This window comes from Rahnella sp. RFA10(1/100) (assembly GCF_004195115.1).
GTDB classification, from domain to species: Bacteria; Pseudomonadota; Gammaproteobacteria; order Enterobacterales; family Enterobacteriaceae; genus Rahnella; species Rahnella perminowiae.
The window spans coordinates 14,983-30,556 of record NZ_SEWR01000015.1 but is presented as its reverse complement, the minus strand read 5'-3'; the positions used below and the strand labels follow the sequence as shown (position 1 = coordinate 30,556).

The window sequence follows — 15,574 nt, the reverse complement described above, 5'->3', positions numbered from 1 at the left end:
AACCTTAACCTGTGATCCGGTTACTCGTCAGCAATACTTGCTGGTGGCCAGTTTTCCAGGCGCATGCCCAGAGACAAACCACGGGACGCAAGTACGTCTTTGATCTCAGTAAGAGATTTTTTACCCAGGTTAGGTGTTTTAAGTAACTCAACCTCGGTACGCTGTACCAGATCACCGATGTAGTGGATTGCTTCTGCCTTAAGGCAGTTAGCAGAGCGGACAGTCAATTCCAGATCGTCAACAGGGCGCAGCAGGATTGGATCGAATTCCGGCTTCTCTTCTTTGACTTCCGGTTGACGTACATCTCGTAAATCAACGAAAGCTTCAAGTTGTTCAGCAAGAATGGTTGCCGCACGACGGATCGCCTCTTCAGGATCGATCGTACCGTTGGTTTCCATTTCGATAACCAGCTTGTCCAAATCAGTACGCTGTTCTACACGCGCTGCTTCAACATTGTAGGCAATTCGCTCTACAGGGCTGTAGCATGCGTCTACTAACAGACGACCAATTGGGCGCTCATCTTCTTCCGAATGAATTCGGGCAGACGCCGGCACATAACCACGACCGCGCTGAACTTTGATACGCATGCTGATAGCAGCGTTCTCATCGGTCAGGTGGCAGATGACATGTTGCGGCTTGACGATTTCGACATCACCATCATGGGTAATGTCGGCTGCAGTCACAGGGCCAATGCCAGACTTATTCAGGGTAAGGATAACTTCATCTTTCCCTTGAACTCTCACCGCCAGCCCTTTCAGGTTGAGCAGGATCTCCAGGATATCTTCCTGTACGCCTTCTTTGGTGCTGTACTCATGCAGTACACCATCAATCTCAACCTCGGTCACCGCGCAACCCGGCATGGATGAAAGCAGAATACGGCGCAGTGCGTTGCCTAAAGTATGGCCAAAGCCACGTTCTAAAGGCTCAAGGGTCACCTTGGCGTGCGTCGAACTGACTTGCTCGATATCTACCAGGCGCGGTTTTAGAAACTCTGTCACAGAACCCTGCATTGTGTCCTCTCTTTGGTACTAAGCTTTACTTGGAGTAAAGCTCGACGATCAGGTGTTCGTTAATGTCGGAAGACAGATCAGTACGTTCAGGCATACGCTTGAACACACCTTCCATCTTGGCAGCATCAACTTCAAGCCAAGTCGGCTTTTCACGCTGTTCAGCCAACTCCAAAGCGGCCTTCACGCGAGATTGCTTTTTAGCTTTCTCACGGATGCTGACAACGTCATTCGGAGATACCTGATAAGAAGCGATGTTAACAACGCGACCGTTTACCATGATAGCTTTGTGGCTAACTAACTGGCGCGATTCCGCACGAGTAGCGCCGAAGCCCATACGATAAACTACGTTGTCCAAACGGCCTTCAAGCAGTTGCAACAGGTTTTCACCGGTGTTGCCTTTCAGGCGTGCTGCTTCTTTGTAATAGTTACGGAACTGACGCTCCAGAACACCGTAGATACGGCGAACTTTTTGCTTTTCACGTAACTGTACACCGTAGTCAGACAGACGCGGTTTACGCGCACCATGCTGACCAGGAGCTTGTTCAATTTTACACTTGGTATCGATCGCGCGAACGCCAGATTTAAGGAATAAATCTGTGCCCTCACGACGGCTAAGCTTGAGCTTAGGACCCAAATATCTTGCCATTTTCTCTCTCCAACAAACCTAAAAGCAGCGTTATACGCGACGCTTTTTCGGCGGACGACAACCGTTATGAGGGATAGGAGTCACATCAGTAATATTAGTGATGCGGAAACCAGCCGCGTTTAATGCGCGGATAGTAGACTCACGACCAGGACCAGGTCCTTTAACCATAACTTCCAGATTCTTGATACCGTATTCTTTCACTGCGTCAGCGCAGCGCTCTGCTGCAACCTGAGCTGCGAACGGAGTGGATTTACGAGAACCACGGAAACCGGAACCACCAGCTGTTGCCCAACCCAAAGCATTACCCTGACGATCGGTAATGGTAACAATGGTGTTGTTGAAAGAAGCATGGATATGAGCCACGCCGTCAGAGACTTGTTTTCTTACACGTTTACGTGTACGAACAGGTGCCTTTGCCATTTATTCAATCACCCCGATTATTTCTTGATCGGTTTACGCGGACCCTTACGGGTACGTGCGTTAGTCTTGGTACGCTGACCGCGCACTGGAAGACCACGACGATGACGCAAACCACGATAAGTTCCAAGGTCCATAAGACGCTTGATGCTCAGGGTGACTTCACGACGCAGATCACCTTCAACAATGAACTTGGCAACTTCGTCACGCAGTTTTTCGATTTGCTCTTCAGACAGCTCACTGATCTTAACATTTTCAGCAATACCGGATGCAGCACAGATAGACTGTGAGCGGGTTTTGCCGATGCCGTAGATCGAAGTTAATGCGATCACGGTATGTTTCTGATCAGGAATGTTAATGCCTGCTATACGGGCCACTATGCACTCCTACTATTTATATACGGCAACACCATTCTGAAAAGCCCGTTTTCAGGATACTCAAATAGTATTGCTGCTTACATACAAAAGATTGGCTGGCTAATCTAGCCAGCTCAACCCAACTTTGCAAGAAAAATATGCGAGATAATCAGCCTTGACGCTGTTTATGCTTCGGTTCTGCGCTGCAGATTACGCGAACGATACCGTTACGCTTAACAATTTTGCAGTTACGACATAATTTCTTGACGGAAGCACGAACTTTCATTTTTACTCTCCGTAACTTCGCAAACTCACCAGATTAGCGGTTATAGCCTTTCAGGTTTGCTTTCTTCAATGCAGACTCGTACTGACTTGACATCATCAGAGTTTGCACTTGAGCCATAAAGTCCATGATAACGACGACTACGATCAGTAGAGAAGTACCACCAAAATAGAATGGAACTTTCATCGCGTCACGCATGAACTCCGGGATAAGGCAGATGAAAGTAATATACATTGCACCAATTAAGGTTAAACGAGTCATTACTTTATCGATGTACTTCGCCGTTTGCTCTCCCGGACGAATTCCTGGTACAAATGCACCGGACTTCTTCAGGTTATCTGCTGTCTCCCGCGGGTTGAACACCAACGCAGTATAAAAGAAACAGAAGAAGATGATTGCAGTCGCATAGAGTAACACATAAAGCGGTTGTCCAGGCTGCAAATACAGCGAAATCGTAGTCAGCCAGTTCCAACCAGTCCCGCCCCCAAACCATGATGCAATCGTGGCAGGGAACAGAATAATGCTGGAAGCGAAGATCGCTGGGATTACCCCGGCCATATTCACTTTCAACGGTAAGTGCGTGCTCTGTGCTGCATAGACACGACGACCTTGTTGGCGCTTAGCATAGTTAACGACGATACGACGTTGACCACGTTCAACAAACACCACAAAGAAAGTCACTGCAAACACTAAAACTGCAACCAACAGCAACAGGAGGAAGTGCAGGTCGCCTTGCCGAGCTTGTTCGATAGTATGTGCAATCGCTGGCGGGAGACCCGCTACGATACCTGCAAAGATTATGATTGAAATACCGTTACCGATACCTCGTTCAGTAATCTGCTCCCCCAGCCACATCAGGAACATTGTCCCAGTCACCAAGCTCACAACTGCAGTAAAGTAGAACGCAAAGCCTGGGTTTAACACCAAGCCCTGCATACCAGGCATATTCGGCAGACCGGTAGCAATACCGATCGACTGAAACACTGCCAATACCAGCGTACCGTAACGAGTGTACTGGCTAATCTTACGACGACCAGCCTCTCCTTCTTTCTTTATTTCTGCTAAAGCTGGATGAACCACCGTTAACAGCTGGATAATGATCGATGCCGAAATGTACGGCATGATCCCCAGAGCAAAGATTGAAGCACGGCTAAGGGCACCACCAGAGAACATGTTAAACATTTCAATGATGGTACCTCTTTGCTGCTCGAGCAATTTGGCAAGTACAGTGGCATCAATACCAGGGATCGGAATAAAAGAGCCGATACGGAAAACAATCAGCGCACCGATAACAAACAAAAGTCTGCGCTTCAGTTCGCCTAGTCCACCCTTGGCACTTTGAAAATCTAATCCCGGTTGCTTAGCCATCTGCTACTTATTCCTCAATTTTACCGCCAGCAGCTTCGATAGCAACACGAGCGCCTTTGGTGACACGCAAACCACGCAGAGTTACCGCACGACCGACTTCGCCAGAAAGGATTACTTTCGCGAACTCGATCTGGATACCAACCACGTTAGCGGCTTTCAGCGCGTTCAGGTCGATCACGTCGCCTTCCACCAGAGCCAGTTCAGACAGACGAACTTCTGCCGTGATCATAGCTTTGCGGGAGGTGAAGCCGAATTTCGGCAAACGACGATATAAAGGCATCTGACCACCTTCAAAACCACGACGTACGCCACCACCAGAACGTGAGTTCTGACCTTTGTGACCACGACCGCCGGTTTTACCCAGGCCAGAACCAATACCACGACCTACACGCCTTGGCGCTTGTTTGGCACCATCAGCCGGAGACAGAGTATTTAAACGCATCTCTTACTCCTCAACCTTAACCATGTAGGAAACCAGGTTGATCATACCGCGTACAGCAGGAGTATCCTCACGCTCAACGGTGTGACCAATGCGACGCAGACCCAGGCCCAGCAGAGTAGCTTTATGCTTCGGCAGACGGCCAATGGAACTGCGAGTTTGTGTAACTTTAATAGTCTTTGCCATGGTTAATTACCCCAGAATTTCTTCAACGGATTTACCACGCTTGGCAGCGACCATTTGTGGGGATTTCATATTTGCCAAAGCATCGATAGTTGCACGAACCACGTTGATCGGGTTGGTAGAACCATAAGCTTTAGCCAATACGTTATGAACCCCTGCAACTTCCAGGACGGCGCGCATTGCACCACCGGCGATAATACCGGTACCTTCGGAAGCCGGCTGCATGAACACACGGGAACCCGTATGAGCACCTTTAACAGGATGCTGCAGGGTGCCGCTATTCAGCGCGACATTCATCATGTTGCGACGGGCTTTTTCCATCGCTTTCTGGATCGCTGCCGGAACTTCGCGTGCTTTGCCGTAGCCAAAACCAACGCGACCGTTACCATCACCAACTACTGTCAGTGCGGTAAAGCTGAAGATACGGCCACCTTTTACGGTTTTAGATACGCGGTTTACCGCGATCAGCTTTTCCTGCAGTTCGCCAGCTTGTTTTTCGATGTGAGCCATCTTAAACCTCTTCCTTAGAACTGAAGGCCAGCTTCACGGGCAGCATCTGCCAGTGCCTGGACTCGACCATGATATTGGAAACCGGAACGGTCAAAGGATACTTTCGTGATCCCTTTTTCCAATGCGCGTTCTGCGATAGCTTTACCTACAGCAGTGGCAGCATCTTTGTTGCCGGTATACTTCAGTTGCTCAGTGATAGTTTTTTCTACAGTAGATGCAGCAACTATTACTTCAGAACCGTTTGGTGCGATGACCTGTGCGTAAATATGACGCGGGGTACGATGTACCACCAGACGAGTCGCACCCAATTCTTTGAGCTTGCGGCGTGCGCGGGTCGCACGACGGATACGAGCAGATTTCTTATCCATAGTGTTACCTTACTTCTTCTTAGCCTCTTTGGTACGCACGACTTCGTCGGCGTAACGGACACCCTTGCCTTTATAAGGCTCAGGACGACGGTAGGCACGTAAATCCGCAGCAACCTGACCAATAACCTGTTTATCAGCGCCTTTCAGCACGATTTCAGTTTGGGTCGGACATTCTGCAGTGATGCCTTCCGGCAGTTGATGATCGACCGGGTGAGAGAAGCCTAAGGCTAAATTCACCACGTTGCCTTTAACAGCAGCACGATAACCAACACCTACCAGTTGAAGCTTTTTAGTGAAGCCGTCGGTAACACCTATAACCATAGAGTTCAACAGTGCACGAGTGGTACCCGCTTGGGCCCAACCGTTTACAGAGCCTTCGCGCGGAGCGAAAGTCAGTGTATTTTCTTCCTGTTTAACTACAACAGCGTCATGGATAGTACGTGACAGCTCGCCGTTTTTACCCTTAATCGAAATAACCTGACCGTTGAGTTTTACCTCTACGCCGGCAGGAATGACGACGGGTGCTTTTGCAACACGAGACATTCTTTCCTCCCAATTAAGCTACGTAGCAGATAATCTCGCCACCAAGACCAGCTTGGCGAGCTGCACGATCAGTCATAACACCTTTAGAGGTAGAAATAACAGCGATACCCATACCGGCCATAACTTTTGGCAGCTCATCTTTTTTCTTATAGATGCGCAGGCCTGGACGGCTGATACGTTGAATGCTTTCTACCACTGCCTTACCCTGGAAGTACTTCAGTACTAATTCCAGTTCAGGTTTGGCGTCGCCTTCGATTTTAAATTCTTCAATGTAGCCTTCTTCCTTCAGCACGTTGGCAATAGCCACTTTCAGCTTGGAGGAAGGCATGGTGACCGCAACTTTGTTCGCGGCTTGACCGTTACGGATACGGGTCAGCATATCCGCGATCGGATCTTGCATGCTCATCTGTCTTTACTCCCGTGATTCAATTGGTGACAATTACCAGCTAGCCTTCTTAAGACCCGGAATTTCACCGCGCATAGCGGCTTCACGGACCTTAATACGGCTCAACCCGAACTTCCGCAGGAAAGCATGCGGACGACCAGTTTGACGGCAGCGGTTACGCTGACGAGACGGGCTGGAATCACGCGGCAGAGACTGCAGCTTAAGAACTGCATCCCAACGATCTTCGTCGGATGAGTTCACACCAGAGATAATAGCTTTCAATTCCTCGCGTTTAGCGCGGTATTTATCAGCCAGTTTTACGCGAACGACTTCGCGTGCTTTCATGGATTGCTTAGCCATTAGTAACCCTGCCTTACTTGCGGAACGGGAAGTTAAAGGCTGTCAGCAATGCACGGCCTTCATCATCGGATTTCGCAGTAGTGGTGATAGTAATATCTAAACCACGAACGCGATCGACTTTATCATAATCGATTTCCGGGAAGATGATCTGTTCACGCACGCCCATGCTGTAGTTACCACGACCATCGAAAGACTTAGCAGACAAGCCGCGGAAGTCACGAATACGTGGAACAGCAATGGAGACCAGACGCTCAAAGAACTCCCACATGCGTTCGCCGCGGAGGGTTACTTTACAGCCGATCGGATAGCCCTGACGAATTTTGAAGCCTGCAACTGATTTGCGTGCTTTGGTGATCAACGGCTTTTGACCGGAGATTGCTGCCAGGTCAGCTGCTGCGTTATCCAGCAGTTTCTTGTCAGCGATCGCTTCACCAACACCCATGTTCAGGGTGATCTTCTCGACCCGAGGGACTTGCATGACAGAATTGTAACCAAACTCAGTCATGAGTTTTTTTACGACATCGTCTTTGTAGTAATCATGCAGTTTCGCCATCGTACTACTCCAAATTACTTGATAGTTTCGCTGTTAGATTTGAAGAAACGGACTTTTTTGCCGTCTTCGAATCTAAAGCCTACACGGTCCGCCTTGCCAGTAGCCGTGTTGAAGAGAGCAACGTTAGAAACCGGAATTGCAGCTTCTTTTTCAACGATGCCGCCTGGTTGATTCAGGGCCGGTACAGGCTTCTGATGTTTCTTAACCAGGTTGATACCTTCAACAATGACCTTGCCAGAAGACAGGACATTTTTTACTTTACCGCGCTTACCTTTATCTTTACCGGTAAGCAGGATAACTTCGTCATCACGACGGATTTTCGCTGCCATGGTTCGCTCCTTAGAGTACTTCTGGTGCCAGAGAGATAATTTTCATGAACTTCTCATTACGCAGTTCACGAGTTACCGGCCCAAAAATACGCGTGCCGATTGGCTGCTCGCTGTTATTGTTTAAAATAACGCATGCATTACCATCGAAGCGAATGACAGAACCGTCCGGGCGACGAACACCCTTCTTGGTGCGCACCACTACCGCCTTCAGCACATCGCCTTTCTTCACCTTACCGCGAGGAATTGCTTCCTTGATGGTAATTTTGATGATGTCGCCGACGCCTGCGTAGCGACGGTGCGAGCCACCTAGAACCTTGATACACATTACGCGACGTGCACCGGAGTTGTCGGCCACGGTCAGCATAGTCTGTTCTTGGATCATGTTAGTGCTCCGCTAATGTCAACTACAACTTTAGGACCCAGGATAGGTCATTAAGAAATCCCCACAATATGAGGGCGCGGCATTATAACACCGGTTCCCGATTATGGGTAGAAAAAATAAACGGCCCACGTACATGAGCCGTTTATCTATTTTTGAGAGGCGCTACTGTATTACAGAATCGCTTTCTCTACAACGCGAACCAAGGTCCAAGACTTAGTCTTAGACAGTGGACGGCATTCGCTGATTTCCACAACGTCGCCGATACCACATTCATTGTTCTCGTCATGTACGTGCAATTTAGTCGTACGTTTGATGAACTTACCGTAGATCGGGTGTTTCACCACGCGTTCAATCGCAACAACAATGGATTTTTCCATTTTGTTACTGATTACACGACCCTGCAGAGTACGGATCTTGTCAGTCATTACGCACCCGCCTTTTCAGTCAGTAAAGTTTTCACACGTGCAACATCACGACGCACTTGTTTCAACAGGTGTGTTTGCTGCAACTGACCGCTTGCCGTTTGCATGCGCAGGTTAAACTGCTCACGCAAAAGGTTCAGCAACTCAGTGTTCAGCTCTTCCACGCTTTTTTCGCGCAGCTCTTGTGCTTTCATTACATCACCGTCTTAGTTACAAAGGTGGTTTTGATAGGCAGTTTGGCTGCTGCCAGCTGGAAGGCTTCACGAGCCAGCTCTTCAGGCACACCGTCCATTTCGTACAGGACTTTACCAGGCTGGATCAAAGCAACCCAATACTCTACGTTGCCTTTACCTTTACCCATACGAACTTCGAGCGGTTTCTCGGTGATCGGTTTGTCCGGGAATACTCGGATCCAGATCTTACCTTGACGCTTAACTGCACGGGTCATCGCACGACGTGCTGCTTCAATTTGACGAGCAGTCAGACGACCACGGCCAACAGCTTTCAGACCGTAAGTGCCGAAGCTCACATCCGTACCTTGCGCAAGACCACGGTTGCGGCCCTTGTGCACCTTACGGAATTTTGTACGCTTTGGTTGTAACATCAGCGACTCTCCTTACTTGCGGCCTTTACGCTGCTGCTTTTTAGGTTGAGCAGCCGGTTCCGGTTGTTCAACTGCAGCCATACCACCCAGGATCTCACCTTTGAAGATCCATACCTTAACGCCGATTACACCGTAAGTGGTGTGCGCTTCAGATGTGTTGTAATCGATATCCGCACGCAGAGTGTGCAACGGAACACGACCTTCACGGTACCATTCAGTACGCGCGATTTCAGCACCGCCAAGGCGGCCGCTTACTTCAACTTTGATACCTTTAGCGCCAAGACGCATTGCGTTCTGTACTGCACGCTTCATAGCACGACGGAACATAACGCGACGTTCCAGCTGTGAAGTGATGCTGTCAGCAACCAATTTTGCGTCCAGTTCCGGTTTACGGACTTCGGCGATGTTAATCTGCGCAGGAACGCCAGCGATATCCGCTACGACCTTACGCAGTTTTTCGACATCTTCGCCTTTCTTGCCGATAACGATGCCAGGACGAGCAGTGTGGATAGTCACACGGATGCTCTTCGCCGGACGCTCGATAACGATGCGAGAAACGGAAGCTTTCGCCAATTCCTTAGTCAGGAATTGACGAACTTTAAAGTCGCCGTCCAGGTTGTCAGCGAAATCTTTGGTATTTGCATACCAAGTAGAGTTCCAAGGTTTGACAATACCCAGTCGAATACCATTAGGATGTACTTTCTGACCCATTGCTAGTCTCCAGAGTCTCAGCGATCGGACACAACCACAGTAATGTGGCTGGTGCGCTTCAGAATGCGATCTGCACGACCTTTAGCACGCGGCATAATGCGCTTCATGCTTGGGCCTTCGTCTACGAAAATCTTCGTGACTTTCAGATCATCGATGTCAGCGCCATCGTTGTGTTCTGCGTTAGCAATGGCAGACTCCAGCACCTTCTTAACCAGACCAGCAGCTTTCTTGTTGGTGTAGGCCAGAGTTTCCAGAGCTTGCGACACTTTCTTACCGCGAATCAGGTCAGCAACAAGGCGAACCTTCTGAGCAGAAGAACGAGCGTGGCGATGTTTAGCGATAGTTTCCATCTCTTCCTCCTACCTTAGCGCTTTTTAGCTTTTTTATCAGCCGCATGGCCGCGATAAGTACGAGTCGGCGCGAATTCACCCAGTTTGTGACCGACCATTTCATCGGAAACAAATACTGGTACGTGCTGACGACCATTATGGACAGCGATGGTCAAACCGATCATGTTAGGAAAGATCGTTGAACGACGGGACCAAGTGCGCAAAGGCTTCTTGTCACCGCTTTCCACCGCTTTCTCTACCTTCTTCAGCAAGTGCAGGTCAATAAAAGGACCTTTCTTGAGAGAACGTGGCATGGCTTATCCTCTAATTATTTTTTGCTACGGCGACGTACAATGAATTTATCAGTACGCTTGTTGCTACGGGTCTTCTTACCTTTGGTTTGAACGCCCCACGGAGTTACCGGGTGCTTACCAAAGTTACGACCTTCACCACCACCGTGTGGGTGATCGACTGGGTTCATCGCAGTACCGCGAACGGTAGGACGAATACCACGCCAACGAGCAGCACCTGCTTTACCCAGAACGCGAAGCATGTGTTCAGAGTTACCGACTTCACCTAAGGTGGCGCGGCAATCAATCTGAACTTTACGCATTTCGCCAGAGCGCAGACGCAGAGTTACGTAGGAACCGTCACGAGCAACGATCTGAACGTAGGCACCGGCTGAACGAGCCATCTGGCCGCCTTTACCTGGTTTCATTTCTACGTTATGAACCGTTGAACCTACTGGGATGTTGCGCATAGGCAGAGTGTTACCTGTCTTGATTGCAGCATCAACACCAGATTGGATCTGGTCACCCACTTTCAGGCCTTTCGGCGCCAGGATGTAACGGCGTTCGCCGTCTTTGTACAGAACCAGCGCGATATTCGCGGAACGGTTCGGATCGTACTCCAGACGCTCAACCACTGCAGCGATACCATCTTTGTTGCGTTTGAAGTCAACCAGACGATAATGCTGTTTGTGGCCACCACCGATATGACGGGTGGTGATACGGCCATTGTTGTTACGGCCACCGCTTTTGCTCAGTTTTTCAAGCAGCGGAGCATAAGGTTTACCCTTGTGCAGCTCAGGGTTAACCACTTTAACAACGTGGCGACGACCCGGAGATGTAGGTTTACATTTAACAATTGCCATTGTTCTTACTCCTCCGACTTACTCAGCGCCGCTGATGAAGTCCAGATTCTGGCCTTCTTTCAGGGTTACGTAAGCTTTTTTCCAGTCGCTACGACGACCAACACGCTGACCGTGACGTTTAACTTTGCCTTTAACCAGCAAAGTGTTCACATCTTCGACTTCGACTTCAAACAGTTTCGAAACCGCAGCTTTGATTTCCGCTTTAGTCGCGTCTTTGGCAACTTTGAGAACGATGGTGTTGTTCTTTTCCATCGCAGTAGACGCTTTTTCAGAAACGTGCGGCGCGCGCAGCACTTTCAGCAGACGTTCTTCACGAATCATGCCAGCATCTCCTCAACTTGCTTCACAGCGTCAGCAGTCATAACTACTTTGTCGAAGGCGATCAGGCTTACTGGATCGATACCTGCTACATCGCGAACGTCAACCTTGTACAGGTTACGTGCGGCCAGGAACAGATTCTCGTCGACTTCGCCAGTTACAATCAGCACGTCTTCCAGAGCCATGTCTTTCAGTTTCTGTGCCAGCAGCTTAGTTTTAGGCGCTTCTACAGAGAACGTCTCGACAACGATCAAACGATCTTGACGTACCAGTTCGGACAGAATGCTTTTCAGCGCGCCGCGGTACATCTTTTTATTTACTTTTTGACTGTGGTCCTGTGGCTTTGCAGCGAAGGTTACACCACCGGAACGCCAGATCGGGCTCTTAACAGAACCTGAACGCGCACGGCCAGTACCTTTCTGACGCCAAGGTTTTTTACCGGAACCGGTTACTTCAGCACGGGTCTTCTGAGCGCGAGTACCTTGACGGGCACCTGCTGCATAAGCAACAACGACCTGGTGTACCAGCGCTTCATTGAAATCACGCCCGAAGGTAGTTTCGGAAACAGTCAGCGCGCTCTGCGCGTCTTTCACTACTAATTCCATTCCTATCTCCTCGACGTTAAGCCTTAACAGCAGGTTTAACGATCAGGTTGCCACCGGTAGCACCCGGAACAGCACCCTTGACCAGCAGCAGGTTGCGCTCAGCGTCAACACGTACTACGTCCAGGCTTTGAACGGTTACACGCTCGTTACCCAGTTGGCCTGCCATTTTCTTGCCTTTGAACACTTTGCCCGGAGTCTGGTTCTGACCGATAGAACCCGGAACACGGTGAGACAAGGAGTTACCATGGGTAGCGTCTTGGGTACGGAAATTCCAGCGCTTAACTGTGCCAGCAAAACCTTTACCTTTAGAAGTACCGGTAACATCAACTTTCTTAACGTCTGCGAAAATTTCAACGCTAATGTTCTGACCTGCAGTAAATTCTTCACCTTCTGCAAGGCGGAATTCCCACAGACCGCGGCCAGCTTCTACGCCAGCTTTAGCGAAGTGACCCGCTTCTGGTTTGCTTACACGGTTAGCTTTTTTGCTACCAGTAGTAACCTGTACAGCGCGGTAACCGTCGTTGTCCAGGTCTTTGACCTGAGTAACGCGGTTTGCTTCAATTTCGATAACGGTTACAGGGATAGAAACGCCATCTTCAGTGAAGATACGAGTCATACCCACTTTCTTACCGACTAAACCAATCATTGTTTCAACCTCTCAATCGCTCAATGACCCTGATTAACCCAGGCTGATCTGCACGTCTACACCAGCAGCCAGATCCAGACGCATCAGAGCATCAACGGTTTTCTCGGTTGGCTCAACGATGTCAACCAGACGCTTGTGAGTGCGAATTTCATACTGATCGCGCGCATCTTTATTGACGTGCGGAGAAATCAGAATGGTAAAGCGCTCTTTGCGGGTCGGCAGCGGGATTGGACCACGAACTTGCGCACCAGTGCGCTTCGCAGTCTCAACGATTTCCGCAGTTGATTGATCGATCAGACGATGATCAAACGCTTTCAGGCGGATACGGATTCTTTGGTTCTGCATGAGACCAGAGCTCCAATTATTTTAAACGTAAATAATTACTCCTCAAACCCATTTCGATTGATGGGAGAGTGTAATCGTTCTTCACATAACCCCCATATCGGGAGTATTGTTGACCGGCAAGTAAACTTATCGGCCATCTGATTCTCATTGAATCAGACCTACCAAGATTAGGTAAGCCCGCGCATTATACTTAAACACCCGCAAGAAGCAATCTGAACTATAAAGAAAATGCTTTTATTTTGCGCTCTTCTCTTCTTGTTGCTGCTCCTGCATTGCTTTTTTCAGCCATTCTTGTAAGGGCATGTCAGGGCTTCCCTCCTCTAACTTGATGATTTGACTCTCATCACTTTCATCTGGCGGCGCCCCTTCCTGAGACTCGCTCTCCATAGATGAAGTTTCTTCAGGCAGTTCTTCCTCCGCATTTGCGTTGTCATCTGTATAGGCAGTCTGGCTAACAGCAGGCAGTGCTTTGTTCTTATAAATGTAATGCAACGGAGATTGATGATAAGGAAGAGGGGAATCTTCACTGATTTCTATACGGTGGCTTTGCCAGTTAAGGTAACTTATATGAAGATAAGTCCCGGCCACCGCGCCAGCCAACAAACATAGGCTACTTAGCATCAGGCAATACACGTTTTTTCTGAGCGGACGATGGACCGCCACCTTCACCTTTTGTTTGTTTAAATGGCTTGTGTAAGCCGATAAATGAATATTTTGCATTTTTATTTTAAAGCTCTTCTTTTGTAAGCAGTACTGGCATGTTGCCGGTACGTTTAGCGATTTGCATCAGGGTGCCTTTGCCTACCCTTCCATCAACAACAAGATCTTCCCGTTGCTGGAATAATTTAATCTTCTCAATCAAATCCTTATCCCACCGACCCGTTTTGCTGAATGGCTGGTTCAGGATTTTACTCAACGTCATATCCAGCCAGGCGGTATCAGCTTCCGAACTCGTATTGTTGATGGTGTTTTTACCACTTGGAGTCTGCGGGAATAGTTGGATATATTCGCCGCCCCAGACTTCGTTAAACCAGCTGCGCTGAACTGTCCACGTTTCATCTTTAATAAGAATATCTAACGTCTCATCCGTGACCTTCACAACGGTAACGTAGACGGACTGCTTATCTGTTGTAATCGGACTCACCCATGGGATGCCTTCCTGCACTAAAGCCTCTAATGTCGCCTTACCCTTTTTACACGTGAGCTGTGCACGCACGGCCTGATCACAGAACGCATCATCAGTCGGCACATCATAGCCCCATACCTTAAAGAGCTGGCGCATGCCATTACGCTCATTACTGCCAACATCATTCAGTGTCTTGGCCGCTGCAGGGATTTCATGAAGTCTTTCGGAAAGCGTCAACGTCAGCGGAAGGTATGGCTTTGCATAACTGAAATAAGTCCATCCCAACACACCGCCAAAAAGCATGTAACACGCGATGAGTAGCGTGAGACATTTCTTTTTGCCAGGAGAGAGCCCCCGGGTTTCGACACAAACTTTCATTTGCCGGTAAGTGACTGACTGCGTTTTTTCTGCATATGCGCTGTTAAGTGAATCTGCTGCCAGCGCATTAATAAGCTGGAACCTCCCACCAGAAGCACTCTGCAACAATTCAATGGCCGCTTTGTTAAAAATGCCCTCTTCCCCTCCGGCTGCTTGCAATCTTTGGGACAGATAATCCGATGTTTCGGCGAAATTCATCGGAGAAAGTGAATAAACCGCATGGGGTAGCCCCTTCTTATGCCGCCTGCTGCCTGCGCCTCCCTTATGTTCTTCTACTAACAGGAACGAGACGCGCAGAGATTGCGGATACGCTTTGAATGTCCGTAAAAATTCATAACTTTCTGCCGTGAGGTTTTCAGCATTATCAACGACAACCAGCCATGGCTCTGTGATATTTCCATGATGCTCAAAGGACTCTGCGATTCGCATGGTTACAATCGAGGGCGGTAATGCGCGCCATTTTTTCAACTGAAAACAACAAGCTAGCAATTGCCCCAGACTCTCACTGTCTGCTCCGTTCAAGGAAGCCGCACTTAAATGTAATACCCTGCGCTGGCTCCTTCGGGCAATCTCATGCGCCAGTCGTGTTTTGCCAACGCCTTTATTACCACTGAGTATCGCGACACCTCCCAGATTGAGCTTCTGCAGAATGAAATCCTGGGCGGCTAATAAACGTATATTATTGAAATAATTACCATCCTCAAAAGGAGAGGTGATGAATTTAAAGTAATCACAGTACATACCAATGTCCATAACCATTTATACATTCAATGAATGTTTTTAAATAAAAAAAACCGAAAGAGGA

Annotated in this window: 29 protein-coding genes; all 29 read right to left on the bottom strand. The window is 48.8% G+C overall.

All coding sequences use genetic code 11. The features are described 5' to 3' along the window. Positions 1 to 20: 20 nt before the first annotated feature. The gene (rpoA, locus tag ETV65_RS24415; RefSeq protein ID WP_002919219.1) at positions 21 to 1,010 is read right to left on the bottom strand and encodes a DNA-directed RNA polymerase subunit alpha; all 990 of its coding nucleotides are present in this window, start codon (positions 1,008 to 1,010) and stop codon (positions 21 to 23) included. A gap of 25 nt (positions 1,011 to 1,035) precedes the next feature. Next, complete coding sequence (gene rpsD / locus ETV65_RS24410) at positions 1,036 to 1,656, bottom strand: 30S ribosomal protein S4 (protein ID WP_014333606.1); 621 nt, start codon at positions 1,654 to 1,656, stop codon at positions 1,036 to 1,038. 30 nt (positions 1,657 to 1,686) lie between these two features. Further along, positions 1,687 to 2,076 carry a 30S ribosomal protein S11 gene (gene rpsK, locus ETV65_RS24405; protein WP_004929731.1) on the bottom strand — a complete coding sequence of 130 codons (390 nt, stop codon included), beginning with the start codon at positions 2,074 to 2,076 and terminating at the stop codon, positions 1,687 to 1,689. Positions 2,077 to 2,093: 17 nt separating this feature from the next. Continuing rightward, entirely contained in the window at positions 2,094 to 2,450 is a 357-nt protein-coding gene (gene rpsM / locus ETV65_RS24400; RefSeq protein ID WP_013573704.1) for a 30S ribosomal protein S13, read from the bottom strand. 148 nt (positions 2,451 to 2,598) lie between these two features. Beyond that, the gene (gene rpmJ / locus ETV65_RS24395; protein WP_012768118.1) at positions 2,599 to 2,715 is read right to left on the bottom strand and encodes a 50S ribosomal protein L36; all 117 of its coding nucleotides are present in this window, start codon (positions 2,713 to 2,715) and stop codon (positions 2,599 to 2,601) included. A gap of 33 nt (positions 2,716 to 2,748) precedes the next feature. Beyond that, complete coding sequence (secY, locus tag ETV65_RS24390; RefSeq protein WP_013573703.1) at positions 2,749 to 4,080, bottom strand: preprotein translocase subunit SecY; 1,332 nt, start codon at positions 4,078 to 4,080, stop codon at positions 2,749 to 2,751. A 7-nt stretch (positions 4,081 to 4,087) separates the two neighbouring features. Beyond that, on the bottom strand, positions 4,088 to 4,522 hold the full coding sequence (gene rplO, locus ETV65_RS24385; RefSeq protein ID WP_013573702.1) for a 50S ribosomal protein L15: 435 nt from the start codon (positions 4,520 to 4,522) through the stop codon (positions 4,088 to 4,090). 3 nt (positions 4,523 to 4,525) lie between these two features. Further along, positions 4,526 to 4,705: a 50S ribosomal protein L30 gene (rpmD, locus tag ETV65_RS24380; RefSeq protein ID WP_013573701.1), complete on the bottom strand. Its 180-nt coding sequence runs from the start codon at positions 4,703 to 4,705 to the stop codon at positions 4,526 to 4,528. A 6-nt stretch (positions 4,706 to 4,711) separates the two neighbouring features. Continuing rightward, positions 4,712 to 5,212: a 30S ribosomal protein S5 gene (gene rpsE / locus ETV65_RS24375; protein ID WP_013573700.1), complete on the bottom strand. Its 501-nt coding sequence runs from the start codon at positions 5,210 to 5,212 to the stop codon at positions 4,712 to 4,714. A 14-nt stretch (positions 5,213 to 5,226) separates the two neighbouring features. Continuing rightward, the gene (gene rplR, locus ETV65_RS24370; protein WP_013573699.1) at positions 5,227 to 5,580 is read right to left on the bottom strand and encodes a 50S ribosomal protein L18; all 354 of its coding nucleotides are present in this window, start codon (positions 5,578 to 5,580) and stop codon (positions 5,227 to 5,229) included. Positions 5,581 to 5,589: 9 nt separating this feature from the next. Then, complete coding sequence (gene rplF / locus ETV65_RS24365) at positions 5,590 to 6,123, bottom strand: 50S ribosomal protein L6 (RefSeq protein ID WP_129955648.1); 534 nt, start codon at positions 6,121 to 6,123, stop codon at positions 5,590 to 5,592. Between the two features lie 13 nt (positions 6,124 to 6,136). Further along, positions 6,137 to 6,529, bottom strand: coding sequence for a 30S ribosomal protein S8 (rpsH, locus tag ETV65_RS24360; RefSeq protein WP_013573697.1), 393 nt, complete (start codon positions 6,527 to 6,529; stop codon positions 6,137 to 6,139). A 33-nt stretch (positions 6,530 to 6,562) separates the two neighbouring features. Further along, complete coding sequence (gene rpsN / locus ETV65_RS24355; RefSeq protein WP_013573696.1) at positions 6,563 to 6,868, bottom strand: 30S ribosomal protein S14; 306 nt, start codon at positions 6,866 to 6,868, stop codon at positions 6,563 to 6,565. A 13-nt stretch (positions 6,869 to 6,881) separates the two neighbouring features. Continuing rightward, positions 6,882 to 7,421: a 50S ribosomal protein L5 gene (gene rplE, locus ETV65_RS24350; RefSeq protein ID WP_129955647.1), complete on the bottom strand. Its 540-nt coding sequence runs from the start codon at positions 7,419 to 7,421 to the stop codon at positions 6,882 to 6,884. 14 nt (positions 7,422 to 7,435) lie between these two features. Continuing rightward, complete coding sequence (gene rplX, locus ETV65_RS24345) at positions 7,436 to 7,750, bottom strand: 50S ribosomal protein L24 (protein ID WP_095923752.1); 315 nt, start codon at positions 7,748 to 7,750, stop codon at positions 7,436 to 7,438. A gap of 10 nt (positions 7,751 to 7,760) precedes the next feature. Further along, positions 7,761 to 8,132, bottom strand: coding sequence for a 50S ribosomal protein L14 (gene rplN / locus ETV65_RS24340; protein ID WP_008457164.1), 372 nt, complete (start codon positions 8,130 to 8,132; stop codon positions 7,761 to 7,763). Positions 8,133 to 8,302: 170 nt separating this feature from the next. Continuing rightward, positions 8,303 to 8,557 carry a 30S ribosomal protein S17 gene (gene rpsQ / locus ETV65_RS24335; protein ID WP_013573693.1) on the bottom strand — a complete coding sequence of 85 codons (255 nt, stop codon included), beginning with the start codon at positions 8,555 to 8,557 and terminating at the stop codon, positions 8,303 to 8,305. Beyond that, entirely contained in the window at positions 8,557 to 8,748 is a 192-nt protein-coding gene (rpmC, locus tag ETV65_RS24330) for a 50S ribosomal protein L29 (protein WP_013573692.1), read from the bottom strand. Before rpmC ends, rpsQ begins: the two co-directional genes overlap by 1 nt. Continuing rightward, positions 8,748 to 9,158 (bottom strand): 50S ribosomal protein L16, encoded by a 411-nt coding sequence (gene rplP / locus ETV65_RS24325; RefSeq protein WP_009639183.1) that lies wholly within the window; start codon positions 9,156 to 9,158, stop codon positions 8,748 to 8,750. Before rplP ends, rpmC begins: the two co-directional genes overlap by 1 nt. Before the next feature lie 12 nt (positions 9,159 to 9,170). Next, positions 9,171 to 9,869 carry a 30S ribosomal protein S3 gene (rpsC, locus tag ETV65_RS24320; protein WP_013573691.1) on the bottom strand — a complete coding sequence of 233 codons (699 nt, stop codon included), beginning with the start codon at positions 9,867 to 9,869 and terminating at the stop codon, positions 9,171 to 9,173. Between the two features lie 17 nt (positions 9,870 to 9,886). After that, positions 9,887 to 10,219, bottom strand: coding sequence for a 50S ribosomal protein L22 (rplV, locus tag ETV65_RS24315; protein WP_004391423.1), 333 nt, complete (start codon positions 10,217 to 10,219; stop codon positions 9,887 to 9,889). Between the two features lie 14 nt (positions 10,220 to 10,233). Continuing rightward, on the bottom strand, positions 10,234 to 10,512 hold the full coding sequence (gene rpsS, locus ETV65_RS24310) for a 30S ribosomal protein S19 (RefSeq protein ID WP_004929772.1): 279 nt from the start codon (positions 10,510 to 10,512) through the stop codon (positions 10,234 to 10,236). Between the two features lie 14 nt (positions 10,513 to 10,526). Continuing rightward, positions 10,527 to 11,351: a 50S ribosomal protein L2 gene (gene rplB / locus ETV65_RS24305; protein ID WP_112288137.1), complete on the bottom strand. Its 825-nt coding sequence runs from the start codon at positions 11,349 to 11,351 to the stop codon at positions 10,527 to 10,529. Between the two features lie 18 nt (positions 11,352 to 11,369). Beyond that, positions 11,370 to 11,672, bottom strand: a complete 303-nt coding sequence (rplW, locus tag ETV65_RS24300) for a 50S ribosomal protein L23 (RefSeq protein ID WP_013573689.1) — start codon at positions 11,670 to 11,672, stop codon at positions 11,370 to 11,372. Next, positions 11,669 to 12,274, bottom strand: a complete 606-nt coding sequence (gene rplD / locus ETV65_RS24295) for a 50S ribosomal protein L4 (protein ID WP_013573688.1) — start codon at positions 12,272 to 12,274, stop codon at positions 11,669 to 11,671. Before rplD ends, rplW begins: the two co-directional genes overlap by 4 nt. 16 nt (positions 12,275 to 12,290) lie before the next feature. Beyond that, positions 12,291 to 12,920: a 50S ribosomal protein L3 gene (gene rplC / locus ETV65_RS24290; protein WP_129955646.1), complete on the bottom strand. Its 630-nt coding sequence runs from the start codon at positions 12,918 to 12,920 to the stop codon at positions 12,291 to 12,293. Between the two features lie 33 nt (positions 12,921 to 12,953). Next, a complete protein-coding gene (gene rpsJ / locus ETV65_RS24285; protein ID WP_009639175.1) occupies positions 12,954 to 13,265 on the bottom strand; it encodes a 30S ribosomal protein S10 in 312 nt (103 codons plus the stop codon). Between the two features lie 234 nt (positions 13,266 to 13,499). Further along, positions 13,500 to 13,985 (bottom strand): hypothetical protein, encoded by a 486-nt coding sequence (locus ETV65_RS24280; RefSeq protein WP_129955645.1) that lies wholly within the window; start codon positions 13,983 to 13,985, stop codon positions 13,500 to 13,502. A gap of 7 nt (positions 13,986 to 13,992) precedes the next feature. Continuing rightward, positions 13,993 to 15,528 (bottom strand): ExeA family protein, encoded by a 1,536-nt coding sequence (locus tag ETV65_RS24275; RefSeq protein WP_129955644.1) that lies wholly within the window; start codon positions 15,526 to 15,528, stop codon positions 13,993 to 13,995. Positions 15,529 to 15,574 lie beyond the last annotated feature (46 nt).

Excerpts from the sequence above, each read along its gene's own strand:
- rplP (WP_009639183.1), bottom strand. The coding sequence starts at position 9,158 with ATGTTACAACCAAAGCGTACAAAATTCCGTAAGGTGCACAAGGGCCGC.
- rpsD (WP_014333606.1), bottom strand. The coding sequence starts at position 1,656 with ATGGCAAGATATTTGGGTCCTAAGCTCAAGCTTAGCCGTCGTGAGGGC.
- rplD (WP_013573688.1), bottom strand. The coding sequence starts at position 12,274 with ATGGAATTAGTAGTGAAAGACGCGCAGAGCGCGCTGACTGTTTCCGAA.
- rpsC (WP_013573691.1), bottom strand. The coding sequence starts at position 9,869 with ATGGGTCAGAAAGTACATCCTAATGGTATTCGACTGGGTATTGTCAAA.
- rplE (WP_129955647.1), bottom strand. The coding sequence starts at position 7,421 with ATGGCGAAACTGCATGATTACTACAAAGACGATGTCGTAAAAAAACTC.
- rpsJ (WP_009639175.1), bottom strand. The coding sequence starts at position 13,265 with ATGCAGAACCAAAGAATCCGTATCCGCCTGAAAGCGTTTGATCATCGT.
- rpoA (WP_002919219.1), bottom strand. The coding sequence starts at position 1,010 with ATGCAGGGTTCTGTGACAGAGTTTCTAAAACCGCGCCTGGTAGATATC.
- ETV65_RS24275 (WP_129955644.1), bottom strand. The coding sequence starts at position 15,528 with ATGGTTATGGACATTGGTATGTACTGTGATTACTTTAAATTCATCACC.
- rpsS (WP_004929772.1), bottom strand. The coding sequence starts at position 10,512 with ATGCCACGTTCTCTCAAGAAAGGTCCTTTTATTGACCTGCACTTGCTG.
- ETV65_RS24280 (WP_129955645.1), bottom strand. The coding sequence starts at position 13,985 with ATGCAAAATATTCATTTATCGGCTTACACAAGCCATTTAAACAAACAA.
- rplC (WP_129955646.1), bottom strand. The coding sequence starts at position 12,920 with ATGATTGGTTTAGTCGGTAAGAAAGTGGGTATGACTCGTATCTTCACT.
- rpsE (WP_013573700.1), bottom strand. The coding sequence starts at position 5,212 with ATGGCTCACATCGAAAAACAAGCTGGCGAACTGCAGGAAAAGCTGATC.
- rpmD (WP_013573701.1), bottom strand. The coding sequence starts at position 4,705 with ATGGCAAAGACTATTAAAGTTACACAAACTCGCAGTTCCATTGGCCGT.
- rplR (WP_013573699.1), bottom strand. The coding sequence starts at position 5,580 with ATGGATAAGAAATCTGCTCGTATCCGTCGTGCGACCCGCGCACGCCGC.
- secY (WP_013573703.1), bottom strand. The coding sequence starts at position 4,080 with ATGGCTAAGCAACCGGGATTAGATTTTCAAAGTGCCAAGGGTGGACTA.
- rplO (WP_013573702.1), bottom strand. The coding sequence starts at position 4,522 with ATGCGTTTAAATACTCTGTCTCCGGCTGATGGTGCCAAACAAGCGCCA.
- rpmC (WP_013573692.1), bottom strand. The coding sequence starts at position 8,748 with ATGAAAGCACAAGAGCTGCGCGAAAAAAGCGTGGAAGAGCTGAACACT.
- rplF (WP_129955648.1), bottom strand. The coding sequence starts at position 6,123 with ATGTCTCGTGTTGCAAAAGCACCCGTCGTCATTCCTGCCGGCGTAGAG.
- rpsN (WP_013573696.1), bottom strand. The coding sequence starts at position 6,868 with ATGGCTAAGCAATCCATGAAAGCACGCGAAGTCGTTCGCGTAAAACTG.
- rplX (WP_095923752.1), bottom strand. The coding sequence starts at position 7,750 with ATGGCAGCGAAAATCCGTCGTGATGACGAAGTTATCCTGCTTACCGGT.
- rplB (WP_112288137.1), bottom strand. The coding sequence starts at position 11,351 with ATGGCAATTGTTAAATGTAAACCTACATCTCCGGGTCGTCGCCACGTT.
- rpmJ (WP_012768118.1), bottom strand. The coding sequence starts at position 2,715 with ATGAAAGTTCGTGCTTCCGTCAAGAAATTATGTCGTAACTGCAAAATT.
- rplV (WP_004391423.1), bottom strand. The coding sequence starts at position 10,219 with ATGGAAACTATCGCTAAACATCGCCACGCTCGTTCTTCTGCTCAGAAG.
- rplN (WP_008457164.1), bottom strand. The coding sequence starts at position 8,132 with ATGATCCAAGAACAGACTATGCTGACCGTGGCCGACAACTCCGGTGCA.
- rpsH (WP_013573697.1), bottom strand. The coding sequence starts at position 6,529 with ATGAGCATGCAAGATCCGATCGCGGATATGCTGACCCGTATCCGTAAC.
- rplW (WP_013573689.1), bottom strand. The coding sequence starts at position 11,672 with ATGATTCGTGAAGAACGTCTGCTGAAAGTGCTGCGCGCGCCGCACGTT.
- rpsQ (WP_013573693.1), bottom strand. The coding sequence starts at position 8,557 with ATGACTGACAAGATCCGTACTCTGCAGGGTCGTGTAATCAGTAACAAA.
- rpsK (WP_004929731.1), bottom strand. The coding sequence starts at position 2,076 with ATGGCAAAGGCACCTGTTCGTACACGTAAACGTGTAAGAAAACAAGTC.